A 25842-nucleotide genomic window follows, 5' to 3' on the forward strand; every position below is an offset into this window, starting at 1 on the left:
GACGGCGAGCGCGGCACTCTGTCAATTCCGCAAACTTCACACGGACAACAGGTCAAGGCCCAGCCGGCTCAGACACTTGGCGGGGCCGGAGGTGGTGAGATAGGTCTGGCCGAGCGTCATGGCGACGCCGGTCTCGCTGTCCATGATGATCATATGCACGAACAGCGTCATGCCCGGCAGGATCGGTTCGGGATTGCCGACATGGAACATCTGGTGCTCCATCCAGGACGGCGAGAAGCGCGCGCCGAGCGAATAGCCGCAGGCGTTGAGCCTGTGGCGGGCGAGCCCGCGCTCGTCCATGATGCGGGCATGGGTGTCGAAGACGTCGCCGAAGGTCGAGCCGGGCGCGAGCACCTGTTCGATGGCCTCGATCGTGTCGCGGGCGGCGGCGTAGAGTTCCTTCTGCCGATCGTTGGGCTTGCCGATGACGATCGTCCGCATCATTGCGGCGTGGTAATGCGCATAGGCGCCGGCCCATTCCAGCGTCAGCTGGTCGACGGGGTCGAGAATGCGGCGGCCGGCCTTGTAGCGGCAAAGCAGCGCCTCGGGTCCCGAGCCGATGATGAACTCGTTGGCGGGGTAATCGCCGCCGCCTGAGAAAATGGCGCCCTGCATGGCGGCCAGGATGTCGGCCTCGTTTGCGCCGGGCTTGATGAGCGGCAGCGCGGCTTCCAGCGCATCGTCGGCGAGGACTGCGGCGCGGGTCGCATAATCGATCTCTGCCTGTGACTTCACCAGCCGGAGGCGGCTCACGACATAGGAGGCGTCTAGGATGGTGCCGAAGGAGGTGAGCTGGTTGTCGAGCAGCCGGGCGTTCTTGCCGGTCAGGCCATGCGTGTCATATTCGACGCCGATGCGGGCGCCGAGCAGATCCAGCTCCATCAGCAGATTCTTGAGATCAGCGGCCGGATCGGCATTGGCGCGGTCGATCCAGATGCGGATATCCTCGATGGTGGAGGTGAGTTTCGCCTGGCGCAGATCGGCCGAGCGCGTCATCAGCACCATCTGGCCGTCGGCCTTCACCACCAGAGTCTGGAAGAAGCAGTAGCCGAATGTGTCGTAGCCCGTCAGCCAATACATGCTTTCCTGGGCGAAGAGCAGCATGGCGTCGAGCCGCTCCTCCTTCATCCGCGCTTTCAGGAGTTCGAGGCGGGCGGCGAATTCGTCGCGTGAGAAATGCAGCGCCATGACTAGTTCTCCCTGATCATGATGGCCGAGATTTGCCGGCCGTAATCGTCTTCCTTGCGATGCGTCGTGCGGCGATAGGAGAAGAAATTTTCCTCGTCGGCATAGGTGCATCGGTCGATGTTCTCAGCTTGAACGCCTGCGGCGCGCAACCGTTCGACGGTCAGGGCCGGCAGATCGAACATGCTGTGATCAGGTATTTCGGACGGTATGAAAAAGCGAGACCATGCCGGGTTCAACTCAAGAAAGCGGGCGACGAATTCCGGACCCACTTCGTAACTGGCCTGGGATATCGATGGGCCGAGGCTGGCGACGATGCGCTCGCGGATCGCGCCGAGCGCGATCATCGCCTCGATCGTGGCTTCGAGCACGCCGCCGAGCGCGCCTTTCCAGCCGGCATGCGCCGCGCCGATGACGCGGGCGTGCGGATCTGCGAACAGAACCGGGCCGCAATCGGCCGTCAGCACGCCCAGTACGACGCCCGGCGTTGCGGTGACCTGGCCGTCGGCCTGCGGGCGCTCGCCTCTACTGGAGGCGTCCACCATGACAACGTCGGCGGAATGGATCTGATAAAGCGTGGCGAGGTCGTCCACCGATCGGCCGAACCAGGCGGCCACACGGGCGCGATTTTCCTGGATCGCCGTCGGCGCATCCTTGGAGCCCAGTCCGACATTGAGGCCCGCATAGAACCCTTCCGAGACGCCGCCCTTGCGGGTGAAAAAGCCATGTTCGATGGCCGCGCCGGTTGCTTCCGACAACAGCGCGCTGCGGATCGGCTCGATGTCTTGCGGGGTGGAATGGGGCATGGGGAAGGGTAGCCTTGTCAAACACTGTCGGTCGGATGGGCGTCGGCGCGCGGCGCAGTCGCCGTGAGGCTGGCGGATGTTTGCAGCCTCACGGGAGTCGAGTCAACTCTGGAACGGCGGAAGATCCACCGCCGGGCTCGTCACCACCAGCGCCTTGAACAGATCGCCCATGTCGTTTTCGCCATCGCCCGCCAGACGTTTGACCGCGGCCACGATCTCTTCCTGCCGCGCCGCATCCTTGCCGGCGCCGAGCGCGCCGGCCCGGTCGGCAAGACCGAGGCCGAGCAGGAAATCCCCCTGGCCGCCAAGGCCGGCGACATGAATGGCGCAATGGCGCGCGACATCGGCGAGCGCGGAGAAATCGACATGGCTGGTCAGATCCGCTTCGCCGGGATGGGCGAGCGGCGGATCATAGCGATGCCGGTAGATCGCCTGCAGCGTATCGCCGAAGCCCTGCTCGATATGGCCATAATCGATGATCAGGCCGACGCCGCCGGTGCGGAACAGCCGTTCGGAAATCGCCTGCATGATGGCGGCGCGCGCCGGCGCGAGTTCCGCCACGGCACCGATCGGCGCCTCGCGATGCCCCGGAGGCAGCAGGATGGGATCGACGCCCGCCACGCCGATCGCAAAGGTCAACCGGTCGTCGGCATCGAGCCCGACCAACCGCTCGCGAAAACCGTTCGGCGTCTTGACGAATTGGCGGATCGGCACGGCGTCGAAAAATTCATTGGCGACCAGCAGCAGGAACCCCTCCGGGATGGCGTCGAAGGTCTCGCTCCATTCGGTCTTGCCGGCATGGTTGGCCAGCGTCTTCGCCTGGACCTCGCGCAGCGTCGGGCTGGTCTCGATCATATGCACGGTGGCTGCGGCGTAGAGCTCCGGTTCCAGCCGCTCGACGGTGCGAAGGATGTCGGCCATCATCGTGCCGCGTCCGGGGCCGATTTCGGCGATGCGCAGGCGGTCGACCGGCTTCAGATGCCGCCGCCAGGCCTCGACGAAGAAGACGCCGATCATTTCGCCGAACAGCTGGCTGATTTCAGGAGCGGTGACGAAATCGCCGCCGCGGCCGAAAGGATCGCGGGTCTTGTAATAGCCGTGCTCGGGGTCGGCGAGGCAGAGCGCGAAATAGTCGGTGATCGAAATCGGGCCGTTGGCGCGGATGATGGCGCGGATTTTCTCTCGAAGCGGCGTCGTCATGCGTCGGCCAACTCACGGCTGGCGGCGCGCTTGGCGCGGGCCATCGCCCAGATGCCGAGAAGAAGCATGGGCAAAGACAGCACCATGCCCATGGTCAGCCAGCCGCCGGCGAGATAGCCGAGCTGCGCATCCGGCTCACGGACGAATTCGACCGAAATGCGCGACAATGCATAGAGGGAGACGAAGGCGCCGGCGGTGAAGCCGGGCGTCTTCAGGCTGCCGCGCAGGAAGACGAGCGCTGCGAGGATCAGGCCGGTGACGATGCCTTCGAGACCCGCTTCATAGAGCTGGCTCGGATGCCGCGCAAAGGGCTCCTGTCCGGGAAACACCACGGCCCAGGGAACATTGGTGATCTTGCCCCACAATTCGCCGTTGATGAAATTGGCGATGCGGCCCATGAACAGGCCGGTCACGCAGACGGTGGCGACGACGTCGAACAGCGACCAGACGCGGATGCCGCGCCGCCGGGCAAAGAGGATCATGGCGATGGTGGTGCCGGTGATGCCGCCATGGAAAGACATGCCGCCGTTCCAGATCTGGATCGCCCGCACCGGGTCGGCCAGCACGCTGTCGAGATCATAGAACAGAATATAGCCGAGACGTCCGCCGACCACGATGCCGATCGCCGCCCAAAACACGAAATCATCGATATCGTTCAGCGTCATCGCCGGCTTGTCGTTGCGCCAGAGCCGCGGGGTGGTGACGATCTTGCGCGCATAGGCCCAGCCGAGCAGGATGCCGACGACATAGGAGATCCCGTACCATTTGACCGAGATCGGCCCGAGAGACAGGGCGACAGGATCGATGTCGGGAAAGGGCAGTATGGCGAGATTGTACAACGCCTCGGTCAATGGCTCGCTCCATGCAAGTCTTGTTCGCGGGATCGGCGGCTTATAGCATGGTTGCCTGCGCAAGACAGAGGCGGGACGCGGTCAACGGGATTTTTTGCCGCGCCGGGGCGAAATTCCTTGCATCGAGAGGGGCCATTGCCTACCTCCGGTTCATGCATTCATTCCGTTATCGGAGGCTCAGATGACCACGGGACCCAATCGCATTCTCGACGATTTCGCCAAGCTGATGACCGACGCGGCCGGCGCGGTCCAGGGCGTCGGCAAGGAAGTCGAAACCGCGTTCAAGGCGCAGGCGGAGCGGTGGCTCAACAGCATGGATCTCGTCAAGCGCGAGGAATTCGAGGCGGTGCGCGAGATGGCGGTGAAGGCCCGCGAGGAAAACGACGCGCTCGCCGCCCGCATCGCGGCGCTCGAGGCCAAGCTCGGCGCATCTGGGGAATAAAACCAGACACTTATAGGGTTTATGACATGTTAAGATGGCGGGCGTGGTTTATCCACAGCCCGCCATTTTTGTTTTCAGCAGTTTTTTCAAGCCTGTGGAAAGGAGCGAAAAATCCTTATCCGAGAGTCAGTTAAGTTTGGCTGTTGAATCTGAATATCAGTCTTTTCTAAGCGGGCTCGTCGCAATTTCGAAAGGGCGGGGCTGGAAACGCGAATCCGGCGCTATAGACTGATTTTACAAGATGATTCGAAGCGAAAGACGCAAGTTCCGGGCAGGGTAGTAAGCCCATAGTCAGCTCGTCGCTTCGCGGATCATTCCTAGAATTTAAACATTTGCCCCCGCGACGGCGTTGCCGCTTTCGCGGAGGGTCGAGAATTGTCACTCTTCAGGTGCAGCATGAGCCTTTTTGATATCAAGGTCGAGCGACAGTCCCATCCGGTGGACATGATCGAATTCGTCGCCGACACCAACGACTGGTCCTTCGAGCGTTCCGCCGACGACGAGATCGCCATGACCGTCGCTGGGCGCTGGGCCGATTACTACGTGTCCTTTTCCTGGATGGAACAGTTCGAGGCGCTGCATTTCTCCTGCGCTTTCGATCTGCGCATTCCGGAAGCGCGTCTTACTGAGGTCAACAAGCTCGTGGCCATCATCAATGGCGACATGCTGCTCGGCCACTTCGATGTGTGGAACAAGGCTGAATCGGTGATCTTCCGCCAGTCGCTGCTGCTGTCGGGCGGGCTCGAGCCCACGGGTCGGCAGGTCGAGGCGATGCTGGCGTCGTCGATCGACACTTGCGAGGCCTATTTCCAGGCGTTCCAGTTCGTCGTCTGGTCCGGCATGAGCGCGCAGGCCGCGATCGACGCCGTCCGGTTCGAAACGGTCGGCGAAGCATGAGCGCGATCAAGGGGCCCATCATTCTCATCGGCGCCGGCAATATGGGCGGCGCCATGGCGCTCGGCTGGGTGCGCAGCGGAATTGCGCCGCAGAGCATCATCGCCGCCGATCCCAATCCGCAAGGGCCGATGAAGACGCGGCTCGCGGAAGCCGGCATCGGCTTCGTGTCGGAGCCCCCCAAGGGCGTGAAGGCCGGCGTGCTGTTCATCGCGGTCAAGCCGCAGGTCATGGGCGAGGTGCTGCCCGCCTATCGGACATTGGTGGGGCCGGACACGATCATCGTTTCGGTCGCCGCAGGCAAGACGCTGGGCTTCATCGAAGCCAATCTTGGCGAGGCCGCCATGGTGCGCGCCATGCCGAACACGCCGGCGATGATCGGTCGCGGCGTCACCGGCGCTTTCGCCAACGAACATGTGACGCCTGCGCAGCGCGCCGCCGTGGACGCCCTGCTCAAGGTTTCGGGTCCGGTCGAATGGGTCGAGACCGAAGCGTTGATCGACGCCGTGACCGCCGTCTCAGGCTCCGGTCCGGCTTATGTGTTTCACCTCGTCGAATGCATGGCGGAGGCAGGCCGTAAACTCGGTCTGCCGGCGGACCTCTCCATGCGTCTGGCGAGGGCTACTGTGTCGGGCGCTGGTGAATTGCTTCACCAGTCGCCCGGCGAAGCAGCCGAACTGCGCAAGAATGTGACGTCTCCGGGCGGCACGACGGCCGCGGCGCTCGCGGTGCTGATGGCCGAGGACGGCTTGCAGCCCCTGTTCGACGCGGCGATCAAGGCCGCGCGCGACCGCGCCGAAGAACTGGCGGGCTGACCCCATGGCCGAGCAGATTTCCTATGCCGATTTCGAGCGCGTCGATATTCGCGTCGGCACGGTCGTGGACGCGCAGCCTTTTCCAGAGGCGCGCAAGCCGGCCATCAAGCTGGTCATTGATTTCGGGCCCGAGATCGGCCTCAAGAAATCCTCGGCGCAGATCACCGTGCATTACCGGCCGGAAACGCTGGTCGGGCGGCAGGTGCTCGGCGTCGTCAATTTCCCGCCGCGCCAGATCGGCCCGTTCATGTCGGAATGCCTGACGCTCGGCTTCGCCGACGCCGAGGGCGCAATCGTGCTGGCGCGCCCGGACGCCGCCGTGCCGAACGGCCAGAGACTGATCTGACGCAATTTACACCAATTCGTGCGTTATGTCGCGCCGCGACAGAACGACGGGAGCTCCGACATGCCGCTCAGCGCCATCCACGAGAAATTCAAGGTGTCCTGCCTGCCGCGCGCCACCGAAGTCGCGCGGGAATGGGGTGCTACGCATGTGATTTCGCTGCTCGATCCCGGCATCGCGGATGAGCATGTGCCGCGTGTCTCCGGCGCCGAACATGTCGTGGCGCGGCTGCGGGACCAGGAAAACATGCTGGAAACCGGGCATTTTCCCGATCTGGTCGTCAGCCTGTTCGAAACGGTTCGGCCGGCCGCCGATCGCCACGACGCCCGCATTCTGGTTCACTGCCATGCCGGCATCTCGCGCTCGACGGCGTTCGCCTATTCGCTGATCGCCCATCGCGCAGGTCCCGGCAAGGAAGTGGAGGCCTTTGACGCTTTCCTGTCGATTGTTCACAAGCCCTGGCCGAACCGCCGCATCGTCGAAATCCTCGACCGGCATTTCGGTCGCGACGGCGCCATGCTCGCGCCGCTGGATGCCCTGCGGGAAAAGCACCCGCGCCGGATCGATGCGCTGCATCGTCACAATATCCGCCGCGGTTTCTTCGAACTGGTGCCCTGCGAAATCTACAATCGCTGATAATCACACAGGGATGCGGATCGTCGCTCTCAGGCCGCCCAGCGGGCTGTCCGACAGCGTGACGTTGCCGCCGTGACCCCTGGCGATATCGCGCACGATGGCGAGGCCCAGACCGGTGCCGGACGCATCGAGATTGCGCGCCTCGTCGAGCCGGAAGAACGGCTTGAACACTTCTTCGCGCATGGCTTCGGGAATGCCCGGACCGTCGTCGTCCACCGTCACCGTGAGGAAACGGTCTGAATTGCGCGCCTCGACCCTGACGGTCTGGCCATGCCGCCAGGCATTGGCGGCGAGATTGGTGACGAGCCGCGTGAAGGCCATCGGCCTGACATGGACGACGGTAGACCCCGAAATCGAATAGGTCAGGTCCTTGCCGTGCAGGAGCGCGTTTTCCTCGAGCTGCGAGAAAAGCTTGTTGAGATCGAGTTCGCCATGCGCCTCCTCGATCTGGCCGCGTGCGAAGGCGAGATAGCCTTCGAGCATGCTGTCCATGTCGTCTATGTCGCGGTTGAGATTTTCGAGATCGGCGGGTGTTTCGGCCACCGCCAGCTCCAGCCTGAAGCGGGTGAGGATGGTGCGCAAGTCATGGCTGACGCCGCTCAGCATGGCCGTGCGCTGCTCGATCTGGCGTTCTATGCGCTCGCGCATCTGCAGGAAGGCGTAGCCGGCGCGGCGCACTTCGTCGGCGCCACGGGGGATAAAGGGCACGGTCGGCTTCTGGCCCTTGCCGAAGCTCTCGGCGGCGCGCGTCAGCGCCACGATTGGGCGGATCTGGCCGCGCAGGAACAGGATGGAGATGATGATCAGCACCAGCGAAGCGCCGACCATCCAGATGATGAAGATATGCGTGTTGGAGGCGTAAGCGCGATCGCGGCGCGTCACCACGCTCAGGATGCGCTTGGGGCCGAGCTTGATCCGCACTTCCACCGTGCGCTCGTCATTGCTGGTGTTGAGCCAGAAGGGACGGCGGATCTGGTCGCTGATCTGCTGGGACAGGATCTGGTCGAGCAGGAAGAAGGTGGAGGTCGACGTCGGCGCGGGGAGATCTTCGTCGGAGAGGATGCGCACCTGGAGGCCGAGACGGCTGCCGGCGATACGGACGACATCGCTTTCGATCTGTGGCGAGGGGAGGGTTTCCATGACGTCGATGATCGCGGCGATGTCGCGCGTCACGGCGGCGGACAGGCGTTCCGTCACCATCTGCCAATGCCGCTCCATGAAGACGGCGGCGACGACGCCCTGCAAAAGCACCATCGGAATGACGACGATCAGCAGCGAGCGGGCGAAGAGGCCGCGCGGCAGATTGCGGCGCATGAAGCGGCTGAAGGCGCCTTCGCAATACACGGGGCGCAGCGCGTCGTCCGAGGCCTCCGGCGCGCTCATCCGTTCTGATCCAGAGACAGCTTGTAGCCGATGCCGCGCACCGTCTGCAGCCAGACCGGATTGGCGGGATCGTCTTCGATCTTGCGTCTGAGGCGATTGATCTGCACGTCGATGGTGCGCTCGCCGACATCGCCGCCGCCGCCCGACAATTCATGACGCGGAATGGTCTGTCCGGCATTGGCGGCGAAGATCATCATGATCTCCTGCTCGCGGCCCGTGAGCCCGATGATCGCCGCGCCGCGGCGCAGTTCCTTCTTGACCAGATTGAAGTTGAACGGACCGAAAATCAGCTGGTCGATCTTGGGTTTGGTCGGGTTGGTGGATCGTTTGAGAATATTGTTGATGCGCAGCACAAGTTCGCGCGGCTCGAAGGGCTTGGCGAGATAATCGTCCGCTCCCGCCTCGAGACCCGCAATGCGCCAGTCGGCCTCGGAGCGGGCCGTCAACAGGATCACCGGGATATTGCGGATCTCGCGCAGGGAACCCGTCAGCGCGATGCCGTTTTCGCCCGGCATCATCACATCCACCACCATCAGGTCGAAATCGAGGCCTTCAAGCTTGCGGCGAGCCTCGGCCGAGTCGGCGGCGACGGTGACGCGGAAACCCTTGCCGGACAGGAATTTCTGCAGCAATTCGCGGATGCGGCGGTCGTCGTCGACGATCAGCAGATGCGGCGCATCGTCGTCCAGCGGTCGCGTCTCGGTCATGGCTAGTCCTCCTTGTCGCACATGCCCTTGAGAAAGGCGAGAACGGCGCCGCGCGTCTTGTCGTCCGCGCCGTCGAGAGCGCCCGCGATGCGCCGAGATTGCGGCCGCGCGAGGGCAAGCGCGAGATCGCGGCCCGTCTTCGTCGGATAGAGCCTTCGCTGCCGGCGGTCGTCCGGCCCCTCGCGCTGGGCGATATAGCCTGAATCGATCAACTGCTTCAGCACGCGGGCCAGGGACTGTTTGGTGATGTTCAGCGTATCGAGCAGGTCGGCGACAGTCATGCCCGGGCTTCGGTTGACGAAGTGCACCACGCGGTGATGCGCGCGGCCGAAACCGCTCTTTTCCAGAATGGCGTCGGGATCGGAAATAAAGTCGCGATAGGCGAAGAACAACAGTTCGATAATCTCGAAGTCGATGTCACCGCCGCCGTCCATGCGATCGGTTACGAGATCGGCCGCTGCATCCATCCTGTCTGCCTTCATTCTTCGTCACCGGCTCCCGATTTCTCACGCCTGGGGCTTTGGGGATGTTATGTCAGCATGACTGACACAATTTCCAGCCCTTATCGTCCGAAATCGGCACTCCCGGTGCAAAACGCTTCCCGGCGGGCTCAGCCGAATAGAATGCGCCTGTTCGCCGTTTTCCATGAGAAGGTTACATCAAGGGCGCATTCATGGCCAGCGATAGACCTGTCGGCGTTTCCCCTGTTCCCCCGGTAACGCCACACTTCGGATTTTTTTGCGACTGTCGGGGAGCCAAATTCGTCGCCGCGCGTTGCGGGAAAAGCAAGGACAGGGACTTAAAGCCATGAATCAGAACAGCAATCCCGACACGACCGTCGCCAGTCAGCTTCGCCCTCTCGTCGCAATTGTGGCGGTTTTCAGCATGAGCGTCTTCGCGCTGCTGATCACGACCGCGAGCTTGGGCGCCTCGCCGATCAACACGATGGAAATTGCCGACGCCGATTTTTGAGGCGGCGCCTGCGCGCTGGGGTTTTTGTGACGTCCTCGAGCGGGACGGGCGACAAATCTCCTCCGGCATGCTTTATCATCGCGCCCCAGAGCATGAATCAGGAGTAGGCGCATGGCGAAGCTGCAAGCGGGGATCATTCCCGTCACCCCATTCGAACAGAACTGCACGGTGCTGTTCGATCAGGACACGATGAAGGGCGTGATCATCGATCCCGGCGGCGATGTCGAGGTGATCCTCCAGACCATCCGCGAGAACGGCATCGAACTCGAAGCGATCTGGATCACGCATGGACATCTCGATCACGCCGGCGGCGCGATGGAATTGCAAGAAGCGCTGGGCGTCGACATCATCGGGCCGCACAAGGCCGACCAGCCGATCATGGACCAGATCGAGGCGCGCATGTCCGCCTTCGGCGCGAGTGGCATGCGCAACTGCACGCCGGACCGCTATCTCGAAGACGGCGATAAAGTCTCTTTCGGCGAGCATGAGTTCGAGGTCTATCACGCCCCCGGCCATTCGCCCGGCCATGTGATCTATTTCAACCGCGCCCAGAATTTCGCCCATCTCGGCGACGTGCTGTTCAACGGTTCGATCGGCCGCACCGATCTGCCGGGTGGCAACCACCAGCAATTGCTGGACTCGATCCGCGACAAGGTCTTGCCGCTGGGCGACGATGTCGGCTTCATCTGCGGGCATGGTCCCGGCAGCCGGATCGGCGACGAGCGTCGCAGCAATCCGTTCCTGAAAGGGCTGTGAGACAGCCGGGAGCGGATGCAGTAAAGGCCCCGGATCGGGGCCTTTGGCTTGCGATGCAACGGCTCAGGCGCCGGTGCAGAAATGGTCCTGGCCGTCGTAGCCCTTATACGTGCCGGTGCGAGCGTTGAAAGACTGGTAGCGGTCAGCGCAATAGGCGCGCCAACGGGCCGTCCAGGGTTCCAGAGCGCCGCCGGTCGAGACATCTATGCGGCTGCGGGCCGGACGATTGGGGTAATAGTCGGGGTCGCGCTGCGGCTCGACATAATCCTCCTCCACCACATCCGGTTCGACATAGACTCGGCGCGGGGCCGGCTCCACATAGACAGGCTCGGGTTCCACATAGACCCGCCGCGGGCGATAGATCACTTCGGGTTCGGGATCGGAAGCAAGCGCGCCGCCGATGATCGCGCCAGCAGCCAGGCCGATCACCCCGGCTGCAACGGCGTCGCCGTGGTGGTGATGGCGCGGCCCGTAGCGCCAGTTGTAGTAGCGATCGCCTGCTGCAGCGAACTGGAACGAGCCGGCGGTCGCGGCAAGAGCCGCAATGCCGAGAATAGCGGTTTTGACAACACGGTTCATCGTCATCTTCCCTCATGGGCAATGGTCGAAATTCGATGACCCGACACTAGGATCGGGTCCATGAACCGTGGCTGAACGAATTGCGGAGAAAAAGTGGCGTCCGGAAAACCAACAAAAAAGCGCCGCCCGCCCGGTTGCCGGCGGCGACGCTGACGCGCGAATACGGTCGAGGTTCGGCGATCAGCCGGTGACCTGAAGGTTGACGGCCTTCGGGCCCTTGCCGCGACGATCGGGCTCGGTGTCGAAGGAAACCTTCTGGTTCTCTGTCAGGCCGGTGAGGCCAGACGCCTGGACTGCCGTGATGTGGACGAAAATGTCCGAGCCGCCCTTGTCCGGCTTGATGAACCCAAAACCCTTGTCGGTATTGAAGAATTTAACGGTGCCAGTTTCGGCCATGAAGCAGTTCCCTTTTCCTCTCTGTCCTTATTTGCGCGTTCGGACAGCATGTCATAAAACCCGTGAGGGCTGGCAGGCATATTTCGACTAGAGGAAAGGTCCTACTATCGTGAATGGGCATCGGCGACCCGTCTCCCATACACCCGGAGCTTATTGCGCCTCCGGCGCGTTATTCTCAAGGTCTTCCCATTGTTCGCAAATTGCCCGAACGGGGTGAGAGTGAGGGCAATCCCCAATTTTGGCAAGCAAAACTTTCACGTTTGATGCAAAATTGGCACGAAACGTGATATCCGAGGTCCCGCAACGGAACGCCATGCTCTTCGTGCAAGCAAAACTCTAAAGTTTATTTCACGCCGATACTACGCGCGTTGCTTTTTTGTAAATTCCGGTACGAGCTCCACCAGCAACATGGCGATGAAAATCAGCGCGCATCCGATGTATCCCACCCATCCCATGCGTTCCCCCAGCAGAATGGCCCCGAACAGAGCGCCGAACAGGGATTCACTCGACAGGAAGATCGCCGCCTGCGGGGCCGTCGTCCAGCGCTGGCCGATCACCTGCAGAATGAAGGCGACGCCGGAAGAGAAGAGGCCGGCATAGAGCAGCTCCGGCGCGGCGTCGACGATATCGGAAAAGGCGATCGGTTCGAGAAAGGCTGCGAGCGTCAGCCCGCCGAGGGCGCAGACGAGGAACTGGATGGCGGAGAGCGCCATGGGCCGCTCGCTGCCCGGCGCGAAGATGCCAACCAGCAGAACCTGGGTCGCCCAGAAAAGCGCGCAGACGATGGTGAGGAGATCGCCGATGGTAAGCTGAGCGAGGTCGCCGCCGCTGAGATAGTAGATGCCGGTCGTGGCCAGAAGCGCCGCGGGCCAGACGATCCAATGCGGCAGCTTGCGCAGCACGATGACGCTCATGATCGGAACGATGATGACGTAAAGCCCGGTTAGGAAGCTGGAATTGGTCACCGAGGTCGTCAGCAGACCCAGCTGCTGGGTGCTGGCGCCGCCGAACAAGGCCATGCCGATCAGCGCGAATGTGATGAGTTCCTTGCGGGCGAGGGGAGCCGCCACCTGTCGGTGTTCCCGGATCGCCAGCGGCAACGCCACGAAGAAGGCGAGCAGGAAGCGCAAGCCCACGAACCAGAGCGCGCCGAGATGGGCCATGGCGCTGTCCTGCGCGACGAAGCCCGCGCCCCAGATGGCGGCGGTCAGGACGAGGATCAGATTGGCTTGCAGACGGGACATGGCGCTCTCGACGGGATGAGTGTGTCCGCTGATACGCGTTCACGCCCTGAAGAGCAATTTTACATTTGTGCAATTTGAGGCGCGAAACCATCAGTTCCCGTGATGGAACGCCCGGGATGCTTCGTCAGCGCGTGCGCTTGCCGAAGGTCGTCGCACGGCGGAGACCGCCCAGTTGCGCCGGGGCCGAGTAGATCGACTTCGGCATATGCAGCGCGGGATCGTAGCGCTCCAGCTCCTGGGCAGGGCGCGTATCGAAGCGCGCGGCGTTCAGCGTCTCCGGGAATTCCTCGTTGAAGCTGGTCGGCGCGATTTCCGGGCGCGCCAGCGCGTAGCCCTGCAGAAGCGGGACTTCGAGATTCTGGCAGAGATCCGCCTGTCTCAGATCTTCGAGCCCTTCGAAGATCGGCACGGCTCCCTGTTCCTTGATCTGGCGAACCATGACGCCCAACAGCGCATAGCCGGCGGAGTTTTCGAGGAATTCCTTGACCCAGGAGGCTTCGAATTTCACGAAATCCGGCTTCAGCAGCTTCATGCGCGCCGCATCGCGCTCGTCGGCGCCGTATTCGTCTATGGCGATCTGGAAGCCGCGCGTGCGCAATTCCTCCACGAAGAGGGCGAGCATGTCGGCGCTGTCGTTTTCCTTCTGGGTGATTTCGCAGACGACGCGGGCAGGGGTGAGGCCGGCCTCATTGGCCGCCAGCCGCATCAGTTCCACTTCGCGACGGATGTCGGCGGCGGTCACGAAAAGACCCGGATGGAAATTCACGAACAGTTTGGCGCGTTGGCGTCCGAGGGCGCCGGTGTTGAAAATGTGCAGTGTGCGGCACAAGCTGTCGATCATGCCCTTGTCTTCGCGGGCGACGACCGGAAAGAATTCCGCCGGGCGGACGGGATCGCCGCCTTTATTGGGGCGGATCAGCCCTTCGAAGGCCTGCACCTCGAAATGTCCGTCCGCATCCTGGCTGAAAATCGGCTGCAAGGCCGATTGCAGAACGAAGGGGCCGTAAGCGGCAGTCCAGGACCCATCGCTCTGGCGGCTGAGTTTGGAGAAGATGCTGCTTGCTGTCATGGTGTCCCGGCAGAATTGATGACATTCCGGAAAGTCATAGCAGCCGACCGTTACTTTAGCCTTAAGTGGCGTCCTCGACCCCGGAATAACGCGGTTTCGACCCCTTTGCGCGGCTTGATCCCGGTGTGAGCCGGGCCTATAAGTCCCTGCCTTTTATTGCCCTCAGACAAGGATTTCGAGAATGGCCTTCCTCGCCGATGCACTCTCCCGCGTGAAGCCCTCCGCCACCATCGCCGTCGCGCAGAAAGCGCGCGAGCTGAAAGCGAAAGGCCGCGACGTCATCAGCCTCGGCGCAGGCGAGCCCGATTTCGATACGCCCGACAACATCAAGAAGGCGGCGATCGACGCGATCAATCGCGGCGAGACGAAGTATACGGCGGTGGCCGGCATCGTCGAGCTGCGTGAAGCCATCGCGAAGAAATACAAGCGTGAGAACAATCTCGATTACACCGCAGCCCAGGTGATCGTCGGCACAGGCGGCAAGCAGATCCTGTTCAACGCGCTGATGGCGACGCTGAACCCGGGCGACGAGGTGGTGATCCCGGCGCCTTACTGGGTGTCCTATCCGGAAATGGTGGCGCTGTGCGGCGGCACGCCGGTGTTCGTCAACACCACGATCGAAGCCAAGTTCAAGCTGCAGCCCGAGGATCTCGAAAAGGCGATCACGCCGAAGACCAAGTGGTTCATCTTCAACTCGCCGTCCAACCCGTCGGGCGCGGCCTATACGCATGCCGAACTCAAGGCGCTGACCGATGTGCTGATGCGCCATCCGCATGTCTGGGTGCTGACCGACGACATGTATGAACACCTGACCTTCGACGACTTCAAGTTCGCGACGCCTGCCGAAGTCGAACCCGGCCTTTACGAGCGCACGTTGACCATGAACGGCGTCTCCAAGGCTTACGCCATGACCGGGTGGCGCATCGGCTACGCCGCCGGCCCGCTGCAGCTGATCAAGGCGATGGACATGATCCAGGGCCAGCAGACCTCCGGCACCAATTCGATCGCCCAGTGGGCGGCGCTCGAGGCGCTGAATGGTCCGCAGGATTTCATCGAGAAGAACAAGAAGGTCTTCCAGGGCCGCCGAGATCTCGTCGTGTCCATGCTCAATCAGGCGCCTGGCTTGTCCTGCCCGTCGCCGGAAGGCGCCTTCTATGTCTATCCGTCCTGCGCCGGATTGATCGGCAAGACCGCTCCGACCGGCAAGGTGATCGCCACTGACGAGGATTTCGTGACCGAGCTTCTGGAATCCGAAGGCGTTGCCGTGGTCCATGGCTCGGCTTTCGGCCTCGGCCCGAATTTCCGCATTTCCTATGCGACGTCGGAAGCCCAGCTCGAAGAGGCCTGCCGCCGCATCCAGCGCTTCTGCGCCGCCTGCCGCTAAAGCCCGGCGACATTCAGGAGGGGCGCGTCGATGTCGGCGCGCCCTTTTTTATGCATTTGCAAAACCCGCGCATTGCGTGTGGCGGGTGGGATTTGCGATTTTCGGGCTTTGGCCCATTTTTCCCAAAGTCTCCATTTTTCAGGGCTTTGACTGCTTTCGGCAAATCACGTTAGCCCGTTTCTGTTCCTTTTGTAGTCAGTTCCGGAACATCGATCACGAGCGCGGGCGGCTGCTATGCGACCGGCGAGAGGAGTGGACCGACAGGCGGCAGGCGGCGGCCCGGTTTTCCTTCGCTCGCCGCGACGCGCCGCCGACGCCTCAGGCGCAACGGGCGACCCGAAGGAGGGTTTCATGACCAGCATTTCCTCTGCGAGCAGCAGCTATAGTTATTATCAGACCTCGATGAAATCGAATTTCAGCAAGCTGGACAGCGACGGCGACGGCAAGGTGTCGTCGGATGAATTCACGACGGGCAAGCCGTCCGACGTCACGTCGAAACAGTCGAGCCAGTTGTTTTCGTCGCTCGATTCAGACGGCGACGGCTCCGTGTCCGAGACGGAAATGACGAGCAGCGTGACCTCCTCCGATCCCTTCGCCCAGATGTCGGGCGACGCTGTCGCAGTGATGATGCAGATGCAGTCCGGTTCGTCCTTCGGCTTCTCCGCGTCCGACGCCTATTCGTCCATGGACGCCGATTCCGACGGCAGCGTCACCCAGGCTGAATTTGTCTCCGCCCGGCCGGATGGCGTAAGCGAAGAGGATGCGCTTTCGCTCTACAACTCGATCGACACGGAAGGAACCGGCTCGATCACCGAGGAGCAGTTCAGCGCGAGTATGGAGAATGCCGGCGCCGGTGCGCCGCCCGTCGGCGGAGCCTCCGGCGAGGACGACTCGAGCGCCGTCTTCGATTCCCTCGATACCGATCAGGACGGCGTCGTGAGCGCCGAGGAACTCGCGGCTGCGAAGCCGGACGACGTCAGCGCCGAGGATTCCGCATCGCTGTTCGACGCCCTGGACGAGGACTCGAGCGGCGGCGTGACGCTGGACGAATTCGAAAGCGCGCGACAGAGCTTCATCGCCAATACCCGCATCTCGATCGGCGGCGACGAGGACGAGGACGACACGTCGTCTTCTTCCACATCGACGGTGTCGGATGTTCAGTCGCTTCTCGATACGCTCAGCACCACGACTACCTCCGAAAGCGACAGCACGGGCGCTTGAGCGGTGCTCCGAGCGTCTTGAGCGGCGGCTCCCATCCCGGGGGCCGCTTTTTCTTGTCGGCTGAACGCTAGGCAAAAAAAGAGGGCCACGAGAAATCTCGGGCCCTTTATAGTTGTGAAGGTAAATTAAACCTCCAGAGGGGAACAGCTGATACGGCGGCACTGGGAGGAAAACCGCCATGTGCATCAGCTGTGTGCGATATGATGTTTTATTGTGCATTGCGCAAGGCGTCGCTGCGCATGACAGCCATGCAAAAGTTGCATGATGGTTAGTGATCCGTTTCTAATTGGTTGAAACCGCTATATTTTATCCAAATGCGCAAATCTGCGCCGCCAGCATGAGAACACTTTTCATGCTGATAATTTCGTTGGGGCGCCATTTTTTAAGTCCAGCGCCGGCCAGCTCTATCGATTTTCGGCAGATCAGAAATTCCAGTTGCGCGCCTTGGCGACGATGAAATCGCGGAAGACCTTGAGCTTGGCGGCGTTCTTCATTTCGCTGGGATAGCAGAAATAGGTGTCGAAGGAGGGGATGTCCGCATCCGTCACCAATTGCACGAGGCCGGGGTCGCGGCCGACGATATAATCCGGCAGCATGGCGATGCCGATGCCGAGCAGCGCGGCGCGCTTGATCGAGGTTAGGCTGTTGATCTGCAGCACCGGCGAGCGCGGGCTACCTTCAGGGCGACCGGCGATTTCGAGCCAGTTGACGTCGAGCAGGTAATTCGGCGCGGGCTCACCGAAGGTGATGATGCGGTGCTGGTCGAGCTCTTCCAGCGTCTGCGGCTGGCCATAGCGGCTGATATAGGACGGCGCCGCATAGACATGCATATGCACGGTGAATAGCTTGCGCTGAATCAGGTCCGACTGTTGCGGCTCGCGCAGGCGGATGGCGCAATCGGCGTGGCGCATGTTCACATCCAGCTCCTCGTTGTCGAGGATGAGCTGGACCTGCATGTCGGGATAGAGGCTCAGGAATTCCTGCACCTTGTCGGTCAGCCAGCCCTGGCCGAGACCCACGGTGGTGGTGATGCGCAGCCGGCCCGTCGGCTTTTCCGTGGTCTCGGTCAGCTGGATCTTGACCATTTCGAGCTTCATCAACACGTCATGGGCGGTGCGATAGAGCAACTCGCCCTGTTCGGTGAGGATCAGGCCGCGGGCGTGACGGTGGAAGAGTTTGGTGTTGACCTCCGCTTCCAGCGCGCTGACCTGGCGGCTGATGGCGGACTGGGACAAATGCAGCTTGTCGGCGGCATGGGTGAAAGACCCGGCTTCCGCGGCGGCATGGAAAATTCTCAGCTTGTCCCAGTCGAGCGACATTCATTCCCCCAGATCGGCCTTGCGGCCATGTCTATTATTCGGCTGCCTGCGCCACATGCAGATGACCGGCGAGATAGCGCTCGGCCTCCAGCGCCGCCATGCAGCCCATCCCGGCGGCGGTGATCGCCTGGCGGAACGTGTCGTCGGTCACGTCGCCGGCGGCGAAAACGCCCTCGACGCTGGTCGCCGTCGAATCCGCCGCCGTCCACAGGTAACCGTTCGGCTTCATACGCAGTTGGCCGGTAAAGAGTTCGGTGGCCGGCGCATGACCGATGGCGACGAACAGGCCGTCGATCGGCCGCTCGGTGATCTCGCCGGTCCTGGCGTTGCGAATCTTGACGCCGGTGACGGAGGCCGGCATCGGCGGATGCAGCTGTTCGCCGGTGATTTCGGCGATCTCGCTGTTCCACATCACCGAGACATTTTCGCGCTGGAACAGCCGCTCCTGCAGGATCTTTTCCGAACGGAAGCTGTCGCGGCGATGCACGACGGTGACCGACTTGGCGATATTGGAGAGATAGAGCGCTTCCTCGACGGCCGAATTGCCGCCGCCGACCACGATCACGTCCTTGTTGCGATAGAAGAAGCCGTCGCAGGTGGCGCAGGCGGACACGCCGAAGCCCTGATACTTCTTCTCGGAATCGATGCCGAGCCACTTGGCCTTGGCGCCGGTGCAGATGACGATCGTCTCGGCGATCCAGGCCTGGCCGGAATCGGTCGTGACATGGAAGGGGCGGCTGGAGAGATCGACCGAAGTGACGAGGTCGTTGATGATCTCTGCGCCGACATGCTTGGCCTGACCGAGCATCTGCTCCATCAGCCAGGGGCCCTGGATCGGGTCGGCGAAGCCGGGATAGTTTTCGACATCGGTGGTGATCATCAGCTGGCCGCCTTGCTCCATGCCGGCGATCAGCACCGGTTCGAGCATTGCGCGCGCTGCATATATGGCGGCGGTGTAGCCGGCCGGGCCGGAGCCGATGATCAAGACCTTGGTGTGGCGAGCGGACATTCCAACAATTCCTTGAAGAGAGACGGACCGCTGACGCGGTCTTTTGCGCCTATCTATGAATGGAACGCATGGATATTCAAGGGTGCGCCGCGATTTCCACCGTTTTGGCTGCGCTCATCAGGCGCTGGCGCGCGCCACTCCGCTGCATATTGGGGAAAATGTGCAAGATCCGTTGCATTAGCCTTTTGTCTTAATCCTTCCGTCTTTCCAGTCGCGCCGCCATCCGATATGCAAGTCTGTGGGGAAAAACAGCGTCCGGCGACGACCGGGCGACGTAAAAATCGGGAGGACGCATGCAAGCTCTGCTCTCTTTGAGCAACGGCATCGACGCCGTTTCCAAAAAATTCGGACAGATCGCCGATTATCTCGTGCTCATCTGCAGCCTGATCTGCGCCGGCAACGCCATTGTCCGTTATCTCTTCTCGATGAGTTCCAACGGCTGGCTGGAAATCCAGTGGTACATGTTCGGCGCGATGGTGCTGCTCGGCGCCTCCTATACGCTGAAGATGAACGAGCATGTGCGCGTCGATCTCGTCTATGGGTCGGTGAGCGCCAGGGCGCGGCTCTGGATCGACATCATCGGCATCACGCTGTTCCTGCTGCCGGTCTCCATTCTCTTCGCGGTTTTGTGTTGGCCGTTCTTTTTCTCGTCGATTGCAAGCTGCTTCACCGAACGCACCGGCGCGGGGGCCTTAGACGCCGTCGCAGCCCTGTGGTCGACGGCCTGCGAGCAGTCGAGCAATGCCGGCGGCCTGATCCGCTGGCCGGTCAAGATCCTGCTGGTGCTGGGCTTTTTGCTTTTGGCGCTGCAGGGCCTGTCCGAGCTGATCAAGCGCATCGCGGCGCTGAAGGGCGCGGTGGAGGTCGACACCACCTATGAAAAACCGCTGCAGTGATCGGGAGGGACCAAGGCCATGTTTGATTTCGGCATCATTCCGCCCGCCATGTTTCTCGGCATGGTTCTGTTCATGCTCTACGGTTTTCCGGTCGCGTTTTCGCTGGCGGCCGTGGGCCTGTTTTTCGGGGCCATCGGCATCCTGACCGGCCATTTCGAGCCGGTCTTCATGGAAAGCCTGCCGTTCCGTTTCTACGGCATCATCAGCAATGAACTTCTGCTCGCCATTCCGTTCTTCACCTTCATGGGCGCCATCCTCGAGCGATGCGGGCTGGCGGAGGATCTGCTCGAAGGCACCGGCAAACTGTTCGGCGGCGTGCCGGGCGGGTTGGCTTTCGCCGTCATCATCGTCGGCGCGATCCTCGGCGCCATCACCGGCACGGTGGCGGCCTCCGTCATCACCATGGGCATGATCTCGCTGCCGATCATGCAGCGCTACGGCTACAATATGAAGCTGGCGACCGGCGTCATCGCCGCCTCGGGCACCATCACCCAGCTCATTCCGCCGTCCTTGGTGCTCGTCGTGCTGGCCGACCAGCTCGGCCGTTCGGTGGGCGACATGTACAAGGGCGCAATCGGGCCCTCGATGCTGCAGGTCGGCATCTTCATCCTCTATATCGCGCTGATCGCCATCTTCCGTCCCAAGATGATGCCGCCGATCCCCAAGGAGGCGCGCGGCCCCCTCGACGGCAAGCTGATCGCGACGATCCTGCTCGGCATGATCCCGTCGATCGTGCTGATCTTCCTGGTGCTCGGCACCATCTTCATGGGGCTGGCGACGCCCACGGAAGCCGGCGCGCTCGGCGTGGTCGGCGCGATCGTGCTGGCCGCGATCAACCGGCGGCTCACCTGGCCGCTGATCCGGCAGGGGATGTCGACCACGATGCGGATCACCTCGATGGTGGTGTTCATCCTGATCGGCTCCACCGTGTTCAGCCTGGTCTTCCAGGGCATGGACGGATCGCGCTGGATCGAACACATGCTGTCGGGGCTGCCGGGCGGGGCGCTCGGATTCCTGATCTTCGTCAATATCTTCGTGTTCATCCTGGCCTTCTTCCTCGATTTCTTCGAGATCGCCTTCATCATCGTGCCGATGCTGGCGCCGGTGGCGGCCTCGCTCGGCATCGATCTCGTCTGGTTCGGGGTGCTGCTCTGCGTCAACATGCAGACGAGCTTCATGCATCCGCCCTTCGGCTTTGCGCTTTTCTACCTGCGCGGCATCGCCCCGCCGTCGGTCAAGACTTCCGATATCTATATCGGCGCGCTGCCATGGGTCGGCATGCAGTTGATCCTCGTGCTGGTGGTGATCTTCTGGCCGACCTCCGTCACCTATTGGCTCGACGACGGCCCCAAGATCGATCCGTCCAAGGTGGAGATCAAGATCGATCTGCCCACGCTCGGCGCCGATCCCAACGCCGCCCCCGGCGGCCTGCCGGGCCTGCCTGAGCCTGGCGGTTTGCCGGGATTGCCGGGAGGTCTCTCGCCGCTCGACGGGCCGCCGAAGGTGAATTGAGGCATTGAACGCGTACTTCGACCCCGCTCTGGCAAGGAGCGGGGTTTTTGCATGGCCGAGACGCGCGACAGGGGATTTCCCGGTCGTTCGCCTTGTGCTAGGGGCCGTGGCTGCGCCGGACAATCACCACAATCGGCGCGCATGAGACGGCCCGGTCCATGGTTTTTCCTCCGGGCGCAAGGAACGCGACATGAAGATCTGCATCGGAACCATCACGCGCAATCGCCCTGATATGCTCCGGGCGCTTTTGGCGTCCTATGGCCGGATGCGGATTCCCGATGGCGTCGAGATCTTTTACGCGATCGCGGAAAACAATCCGGAGGTGACCATCCACGCCGTGGTCGAGGAGATGCGGCCGGCGCTTGGCGGACATCGGCTGCTGGTCGAGGCGGAGCCGCGTCGCGGCATTCCTTTCGCGCGCAACCATGTGCTCGACATGGCGCTCGCGGAAGGCGCAGATTATTTGACTTTCGTTGACGACGACGAACAGGTGGATGCCGACTGGCTTGTCAACCTGCTCCGCATGGCCCGCGAGGGCGACTACGATCTCGTCGGCGCGCCCGTGCTGATCCGCGACATGCCGGCGGGCGCAAGCGGACTGGCGGCGATCCTCTGGCGGGGCATGGTTCGACGCAACGCGCATGTCGCGAAAAAGGCCCGGCGTCGATTTGCCAAAAAGGGGCCGAACTCCATCAATGTGTCGACGGCCAACTGGCTGGGCCGGCTTGAGTTCTTTCGCCGCACCGGCTTGCGCTTCGACGACGGCATCGGTCAGGGCAGCGGCAGCGACCGTCGCCTCTATAAGGATCTGGTGGCGAAGGGCGGCAAAGCTGGCTGGACGATCGACGCGCCGGTCTACGACACCGTGCCCTTGTCGCGCCTGACGCTCTCTTATCAGTTCAAGCGCGGCCGCGAACACACGGCCTATCTGTTCGCCGATTCCGATCGCACCGGATCGATGCCGCGGATCATGCTGCTCGCCAAGGCGCTGGGGAGAATTCCCCGCATACTGGCCTCTGTCGTCGCCATCCCGTTCACGAGCGGCGAAAGCCTGTTGATGGCGTCCCGGCTCGCCGGCGACATGGTCGGCTTCATCGATGCCTATCGCGGTGTTTTCGGCAGCCATTATGCCAATGTCACGGGGCAATGACGCGATGACGACGGGGCGAGGCAGCGACAGGCCTCTGCGGCGCAAACTCGTCAAACTCGCCTGCCAGGTCCTGCTCGGCCGCAAACGCGCGCATTACTTCTCATGGCTGCCCGGTCTTTCGATTGCCGGCCGTTCGGCGACATCGGCCGGAACGGCCGTGTTTAGCGATTTCAGGTTCGTCTTGACCAGGTCTGAGGTTCTCCGCCATGGCGCCGAAGGCGGGTTGACGATTGTCGGATCGGGGCCATCGGCGCTCAATGCGCCAATCGCATCCTTGCCGCCGCGGACCGCCGTGCTGTTGAACGGCGCTATCAGCCTGATCGGCGCCGGAATCGCCGAGCCCTTTGCTGTCGCAATTGAGGACGAACGCTTCGTCTGGCGTCACTTCGCGATGATGGTCGAGCGGATCGGCAAAGATACACCCTGCCTTTTCTCATGCGGCGTTCTTCGTTCGCTTTTCGAGATTGATCGGTATTGGCTGACGGGGCGAACCGTCATTCTGATCGATGATATCCGCAAACCTTATGGGGCGCCGCGCCGGTCCGACGAGATGCTGTCCAGCCTGCCATTCGTGCGGTTGAACGAGGATAGGGACGCAGGCTTCTCGCGCGATCCGGACCGGGGCGTCTTTCAGGGCGGATCTGTGGCGATCAGCGCGCTACAGTTCGCCCTGTCCACCGGCGCGCCGACGGTCGGCTTCGTCGGCGTCGATATTTCCAACGCCGCGGCGCCGCGTTTTTACGAACGGCCCGGCGAAACCGCATATTCTGGGGTAGCCGAAGCGGAGGAGCGGATCCTAGCGCATGTCGAGCTGGCCCGCCGTATCGCCGAGGAACGGGGCCAGAGATTGATCAACCACTCGCCGGTCTCGGCCTTGGCGCGGATCGGACTTGCCTATCAGCCCGTCACAGTTTCTCTCTGAGCATCAGGGCAGGCGCCGCCAATGGCGCGCTTTCTCTTTCAGCCGGTCCAGAACGACAATTTTCCGAGACTTCGATTTGATGGCCGTCTTCTGCCGAGGGAGCCGACTGTGGTCACCGGAAGTCCTTCCCTTTGGGAAACCCGCGGGTTTCTTGTGCGAAGGGGCGCGGTCTTCGCAGCCGTTTTTTGAGCGAGGATGCGGTGTCTATTCTTTGACGGGCGGAAAACCGTAGGCTTCAATCAGGTTGGCGATGGCGCGATCATTGCCGCCTGCCAGATTAGCCTCACGGAGGCTGGTCGCCTGGCTTTCGGGCCAGTCGAGAAAGCGCCGTTTGCCGCCGACCTTGCACGCCAGATAGCCTTTTCTGCGCCACATCCAGTAAAGCCAGACATCGTCGGCGGAAGGCGACAGAGACATGAACTGAGCATCGTTGACGACTTCTGGATCGAAGACGCCGGGCGGATAGAGAACGCCGAGCGCGCCCGTGGGGAAGGTGAGCGGGGAGGGCGCTTCCGATTGCGTATTCTTTGGCCATTCGCCATAAGCGAGCGGCTGTCCCGATTGATCCAGAGCGACCTTATGCGCGCGCAAGGCTAGGATATGGGGATGTTCCGGATCATATGCCGCCGTCAGCGCCGCGATTGTGTCTCGTTGATAGTACACATCATCGTCCGCCGTCAGAATGAACGCGTCGGGATAGGCCTGAAGCGCGGGAATGATCTTCTTGTAGGAGCGCCAATCCGGGCAGGTTTGTATTTCGACGCCGTCATTCTCAAGACGCCGTACGTCAGATGGTAATTGGGTTATGTCGTCGACATCCAGCCAGAGCAAAATGCGATCCGGGCGCTGGCTCTGGGCGAGCAGGCCTTTGAGGGTCAGGGCCAACGTCGAGTAACGCTTGGGGTAGCTCGTCAAGGACACAATGAGTTGACCGGGCAGGTCATGGAGGGGCGCTGAACGCCAGGCGCTGTCGTCGAAGCGTCGGTTGATGTCTTTTTCGGCTGCGGCAAGCCGGCGGCTCTTTTTGAAGGCGCTGATCCATTGGCCGAACATTGCGGACATCCTTTCCAATCACGAAATCAGGCGTGCGATCGACCGTTCTATCCGCTACTGGTGAAAAGATCCGCGTAAACCCTGTTCAAGCCTTCGACCTCGTTGGCGATGGCGAAATTGTCGCGGACATGCCGGGCGGCGTATTCGCCGTGGCGGCGGGCGCGGTCGGGGTCTGCGAGATAGGGTTCGATGGCGTGTTTCAGGGCGTCGCCGTCGCCAGCCGGGGCAACGAGGCCCGTTCGGCCCGGCACGATCATTTCAGCATAGGCGCCGGCGTCGGAGGTCACGGCGGGCGCGCCCGAGGCCATGGCTTCGAGCGGCGTTAGACCGAAGCCTTCGTTGCGGGACGGAGCCACGAAGAGCTGGAAACGTCGATACCACGGCTTGATGTCGTCGACCTCGCCGATGAAGCGGATGCGGTCGGTCAGCCCTGCTTTCTCGATTCTGGCGCGGAGGTCGGCGGCGAAGGCTTCGTGTTCGGCGGTCACCCGACCGGCGATCACCGCCGTCCAGGCCGGATAATGCGGCAGAAGCGCGATCATTGCGTCGACGAAGAGATCGGTGCCTTTCTGGGCGCGGATGCGGCCGGCGCAGCCGATGATCAGCCGGCCCTCGAGTTCCGGCGCGGGATCGGCGTCATCCGGCCGGGCGGGACGGAAGACCTCCGTGTCGACGCCGTGCATGATGACGGTGTGCGGTCGATCGAGATAGGAGCCCGAACGGGCAGAGGTGGCGACCACCGCGTCCATCTTCGAGACCAGCCATTTGGTGTAGCGGGAATGACGGCGTTGGGCCGCCGACGTGAACAATAACGTCATCGGCATGCGCAGCACGTCGCGCAGGAAAACGCCGGCCAGCATCTCGTTGTTGCGGCGGGCGTGCCATATGCGTTTTCTGCCGCTGACCGGTCGTTTCCAGCAGGCAAGAAGATCGAGAAAGCCGATGCGCGGCATCGTGTCCGGCAGACCCGGGCCGAGGGTCGCGAGCTTGACGCCCGCCTCTACCTGTCGCGGCGCGAGCTGCACCACGGTGCTGGTGACGCCGGACAGGCGCCGCTTGAAATGCGGCGCGATGACCTCGATCTCGGCGATGCGCATC

The 25842-nt window shown here is 62.4% G+C and carries 28 protein-coding genes; 13 read left to right on the top strand and 15 right to left on the bottom strand.

The features are described from left to right. Nucleotides 1–36 precede the first annotated feature (36 nt). The 4 genes from E8Q41_RS12035 to lgt form a co-directional block, all read right to left on the bottom strand. Nucleotides 37–1188, bottom strand: a complete 1152-nt coding sequence (locus E8Q41_RS12035; protein ID WP_137155790.1) for a Xaa-Pro peptidase family protein — start codon at nt 1186–1188, stop codon at nt 37–39. A 2-nt stretch (nt 1189–1190) separates the two neighbouring features. Beyond that, nucleotides 1191–1991, bottom strand: a complete 801-nt coding sequence (gene pgeF, locus E8Q41_RS12040) for a peptidoglycan editing factor PgeF (protein WP_137155791.1) — start codon at nt 1989–1991, stop codon at nt 1191–1193. 102 nt (nt 1992–2093) lie between these two features. After that, complete coding sequence (locus tag E8Q41_RS12045; protein ID WP_137155792.1) at nt 2094–3191, bottom strand: class I SAM-dependent methyltransferase; 1098 nt, start codon at nt 3189–3191, stop codon at nt 2094–2096. Next, complete coding sequence (lgt, locus tag E8Q41_RS12050; protein WP_246660169.1) at nt 3188–4042, bottom strand: prolipoprotein diacylglyceryl transferase; 855 nt, start codon at nt 4040–4042, stop codon at nt 3188–3190. The genes E8Q41_RS12045 and lgt overlap by 4 nt, the downstream gene beginning before the upstream one ends. A gap of 181 nt (nt 4043–4223) precedes the next feature. On the opposite strand from lgt, the gene E8Q41_RS12055 reads away from it, so the two are divergent. From E8Q41_RS12055 to E8Q41_RS12075, 5 genes are all read left to right on the top strand, one after another. After that, on the top strand, nt 4224–4484 hold the full coding sequence (locus E8Q41_RS12055) for an accessory factor UbiK family protein (RefSeq protein WP_137155793.1): 261 nt from the start codon (nt 4224–4226) through the stop codon (nt 4482–4484). Between the two features lie 396 nt (nt 4485–4880). Next, on the top strand, nt 4881–5381 hold the full coding sequence (locus E8Q41_RS12060; protein ID WP_137155794.1) for a YbjN domain-containing protein: 501 nt from the start codon (nt 4881–4883) through the stop codon (nt 5379–5381). Next, on the top strand, nt 5378–6193 hold the full coding sequence (gene proC, locus E8Q41_RS12065) for a pyrroline-5-carboxylate reductase (protein ID WP_137155795.1): 816 nt from the start codon (nt 5378–5380) through the stop codon (nt 6191–6193). Before E8Q41_RS12060 ends, proC begins: the two co-directional genes overlap by 4 nt. Nucleotides 6194–6197: 4 nt before the next feature. Next, the gene (locus E8Q41_RS12070) at nt 6198–6539 is read left to right on the top strand and encodes a tRNA-binding protein (RefSeq protein ID WP_137155796.1); all 342 of its coding nucleotides are present in this window, start codon (nt 6198–6200) and stop codon (nt 6537–6539) included. Nucleotides 6540–6599: 60 nt separating this feature from the next. After that, nucleotides 6600–7172: a protein tyrosine phosphatase gene (locus E8Q41_RS12075; protein WP_137155797.1), complete on the top strand. Its 573-nt coding sequence runs from the start codon at nt 6600–6602 to the stop codon at nt 7170–7172. Between the two features lie 3 nt (nt 7173–7175). Here the strand turns inward: E8Q41_RS12075 and E8Q41_RS12080 are convergent, their stop codons facing one another. The 3 genes from E8Q41_RS12080 to E8Q41_RS12090 all read right to left on the bottom strand — a co-directional run bounded on the left by E8Q41_RS12080 (nt 7176) and on the right by E8Q41_RS12090 (nt 9729). Next, the gene (locus E8Q41_RS12080) at nt 7176–8486 is read right to left on the bottom strand and encodes an ATP-binding protein (protein ID WP_246660171.1); all 1311 of its coding nucleotides are present in this window, start codon (nt 8484–8486) and stop codon (nt 7176–7178) included. 65 nt (nt 8487–8551) lie between these two features. Then, a complete protein-coding gene (locus tag E8Q41_RS12085; protein ID WP_137155799.1) occupies nt 8552–9262 on the bottom strand; it encodes a response regulator transcription factor in 711 nt (236 codons plus the stop codon). Nucleotides 9263–9264: 2 nt separating this feature from the next. Continuing rightward, on the bottom strand, nt 9265–9729 hold the full coding sequence (locus tag E8Q41_RS12090) for a MarR family transcriptional regulator (RefSeq protein WP_246660172.1): 465 nt from the start codon (nt 9727–9729) through the stop codon (nt 9265–9267). Between the two features lie 340 nt (nt 9730–10069). Here E8Q41_RS12090 and E8Q41_RS25545 point away from each other — a divergent pair, with 340 nt between their 5' ends. Continuing rightward, nucleotides 10070–10234 (top strand): hypothetical protein, encoded by a 165-nt coding sequence (locus tag E8Q41_RS25545; protein WP_170976461.1) that lies wholly within the window; start codon nt 10070–10072, stop codon nt 10232–10234. A gap of 111 nt (nt 10235–10345) precedes the next feature. After that, nucleotides 10346–10990 (top strand): MBL fold metallo-hydrolase, encoded by a 645-nt coding sequence (locus E8Q41_RS12095; RefSeq protein ID WP_137155801.1) that lies wholly within the window; start codon nt 10346–10348, stop codon nt 10988–10990. A gap of 63 nt (nt 10991–11053) precedes the next feature. Here the strand turns inward: E8Q41_RS12095 and E8Q41_RS12100 are convergent, their stop codons facing one another. The 4 genes from E8Q41_RS12100 to E8Q41_RS12115 all read right to left on the bottom strand — a co-directional run bounded on the left by E8Q41_RS12100 (nt 11054) and on the right by E8Q41_RS12115 (nt 14278). Beyond that, nucleotides 11054–11569: a BA14K family protein gene (locus E8Q41_RS12100; RefSeq protein ID WP_137155802.1), complete on the bottom strand. Its 516-nt coding sequence runs from the start codon at nt 11567–11569 to the stop codon at nt 11054–11056. 180 nt (nt 11570–11749) lie between these two features. After that, nucleotides 11750–11965, bottom strand: coding sequence for a cold-shock protein (locus E8Q41_RS12105; protein WP_137155803.1), 216 nt, complete (start codon nt 11963–11965; stop codon nt 11750–11752). Between the two features lie 359 nt (nt 11966–12324). Next, nucleotides 12325–13209, bottom strand: a complete 885-nt coding sequence (locus E8Q41_RS12110) for a DMT family transporter (RefSeq protein ID WP_137155804.1) — start codon at nt 13207–13209, stop codon at nt 12325–12327. A gap of 124 nt (nt 13210–13333) precedes the next feature. Beyond that, nucleotides 13334–14278, bottom strand: a complete 945-nt coding sequence (locus E8Q41_RS12115; protein WP_137155805.1) for an EAL domain-containing protein — start codon at nt 14276–14278, stop codon at nt 13334–13336. Between the two features lie 181 nt (nt 14279–14459). On the opposite strand from E8Q41_RS12115, the gene E8Q41_RS12120 reads away from it, so the two are divergent. Beyond that, a complete protein-coding gene (locus E8Q41_RS12120; RefSeq protein ID WP_137155806.1) occupies nt 14460–15662 on the top strand; it encodes a pyridoxal phosphate-dependent aminotransferase in 1203 nt (400 codons plus the stop codon). 351 nt (nt 15663–16013) lie between these two features. Then, nucleotides 16014–16883, top strand: a complete 870-nt coding sequence (locus tag E8Q41_RS12125; protein WP_170976462.1) for an EF-hand domain-containing protein — start codon at nt 16014–16016, stop codon at nt 16881–16883. Between the two features lie 422 nt (nt 16884–17305). Here E8Q41_RS12125 and E8Q41_RS12130 read toward each other — a convergent pair whose 3' ends face one another. Continuing rightward, nucleotides 17306–18202, bottom strand: a complete 897-nt coding sequence (locus E8Q41_RS12130; RefSeq protein ID WP_137155808.1) for a LysR family transcriptional regulator VtlR — start codon at nt 18200–18202, stop codon at nt 17306–17308. Between the two features lie 34 nt (nt 18203–18236). Next, a complete protein-coding gene (trxB, locus tag E8Q41_RS12135) occupies nt 18237–19211 on the bottom strand; it encodes a thioredoxin-disulfide reductase (protein ID WP_137155809.1) in 975 nt (324 codons plus the stop codon). A 293-nt stretch (nt 19212–19504) separates the two neighbouring features. Between trxB and E8Q41_RS12140 the strand changes: the two genes are divergently transcribed. The 4 genes from E8Q41_RS12140 (at nt 19505) to E8Q41_RS12155 (ending at nt 23691) form a co-directional block, all read left to right on the top strand. Further along, nucleotides 19505–20107 carry a TRAP transporter small permease subunit gene (locus E8Q41_RS12140; protein ID WP_137155810.1) on the top strand — a complete coding sequence of 201 codons (603 nt, stop codon included), beginning with the start codon at nt 19505–19507 and terminating at the stop codon, nt 20105–20107. An 18-nt stretch (nt 20108–20125) separates the two neighbouring features. Next, nucleotides 20126–21619: a TRAP transporter large permease subunit gene (locus E8Q41_RS12145; RefSeq protein ID WP_137155811.1), complete on the top strand. Its 1494-nt coding sequence runs from the start codon at nt 20126–20128 to the stop codon at nt 21617–21619. A gap of 190 nt (nt 21620–21809) precedes the next feature. After that, a complete protein-coding gene (locus E8Q41_RS12150; RefSeq protein ID WP_137155812.1) occupies nt 21810–22769 on the top strand; it encodes a glycosyltransferase in 960 nt (319 codons plus the stop codon). Nucleotides 22770–22773: 4 nt separating this feature from the next. Beyond that, entirely contained in the window at nt 22774–23691 is a 918-nt protein-coding gene (locus E8Q41_RS12155) for a glycosyl transferase (protein WP_137155813.1), read from the top strand. Between the two features lie 204 nt (nt 23692–23895). On the opposite strand, the gene E8Q41_RS12160 is transcribed toward E8Q41_RS12155, so the two are convergent. Then, the gene (locus E8Q41_RS12160) at nt 23896–24744 is read right to left on the bottom strand and encodes a glycosyltransferase family 2 protein (RefSeq protein ID WP_137155814.1); all 849 of its coding nucleotides are present in this window, start codon (nt 24742–24744) and stop codon (nt 23896–23898) included. A gap of 47 nt (nt 24745–24791) precedes the next feature. Next, nucleotides 24792–25841 carry a glycosyltransferase family 4 protein gene (locus E8Q41_RS12165; RefSeq protein ID WP_137155815.1) on the bottom strand — a complete coding sequence of 350 codons (1050 nt, stop codon included), beginning with the start codon at nt 25839–25841 and terminating at the stop codon, nt 24792–24794. Nucleotide 25842 lies beyond the last annotated feature (1 nt).

The sequence above is a fragment of the Rhizobium sp. FKL33 genome, assembly GCF_005222915.1.
Lineage (GTDB): Bacteria > Pseudomonadota > Alphaproteobacteria > Rhizobiales > Rhizobiaceae > Rhizobium_E.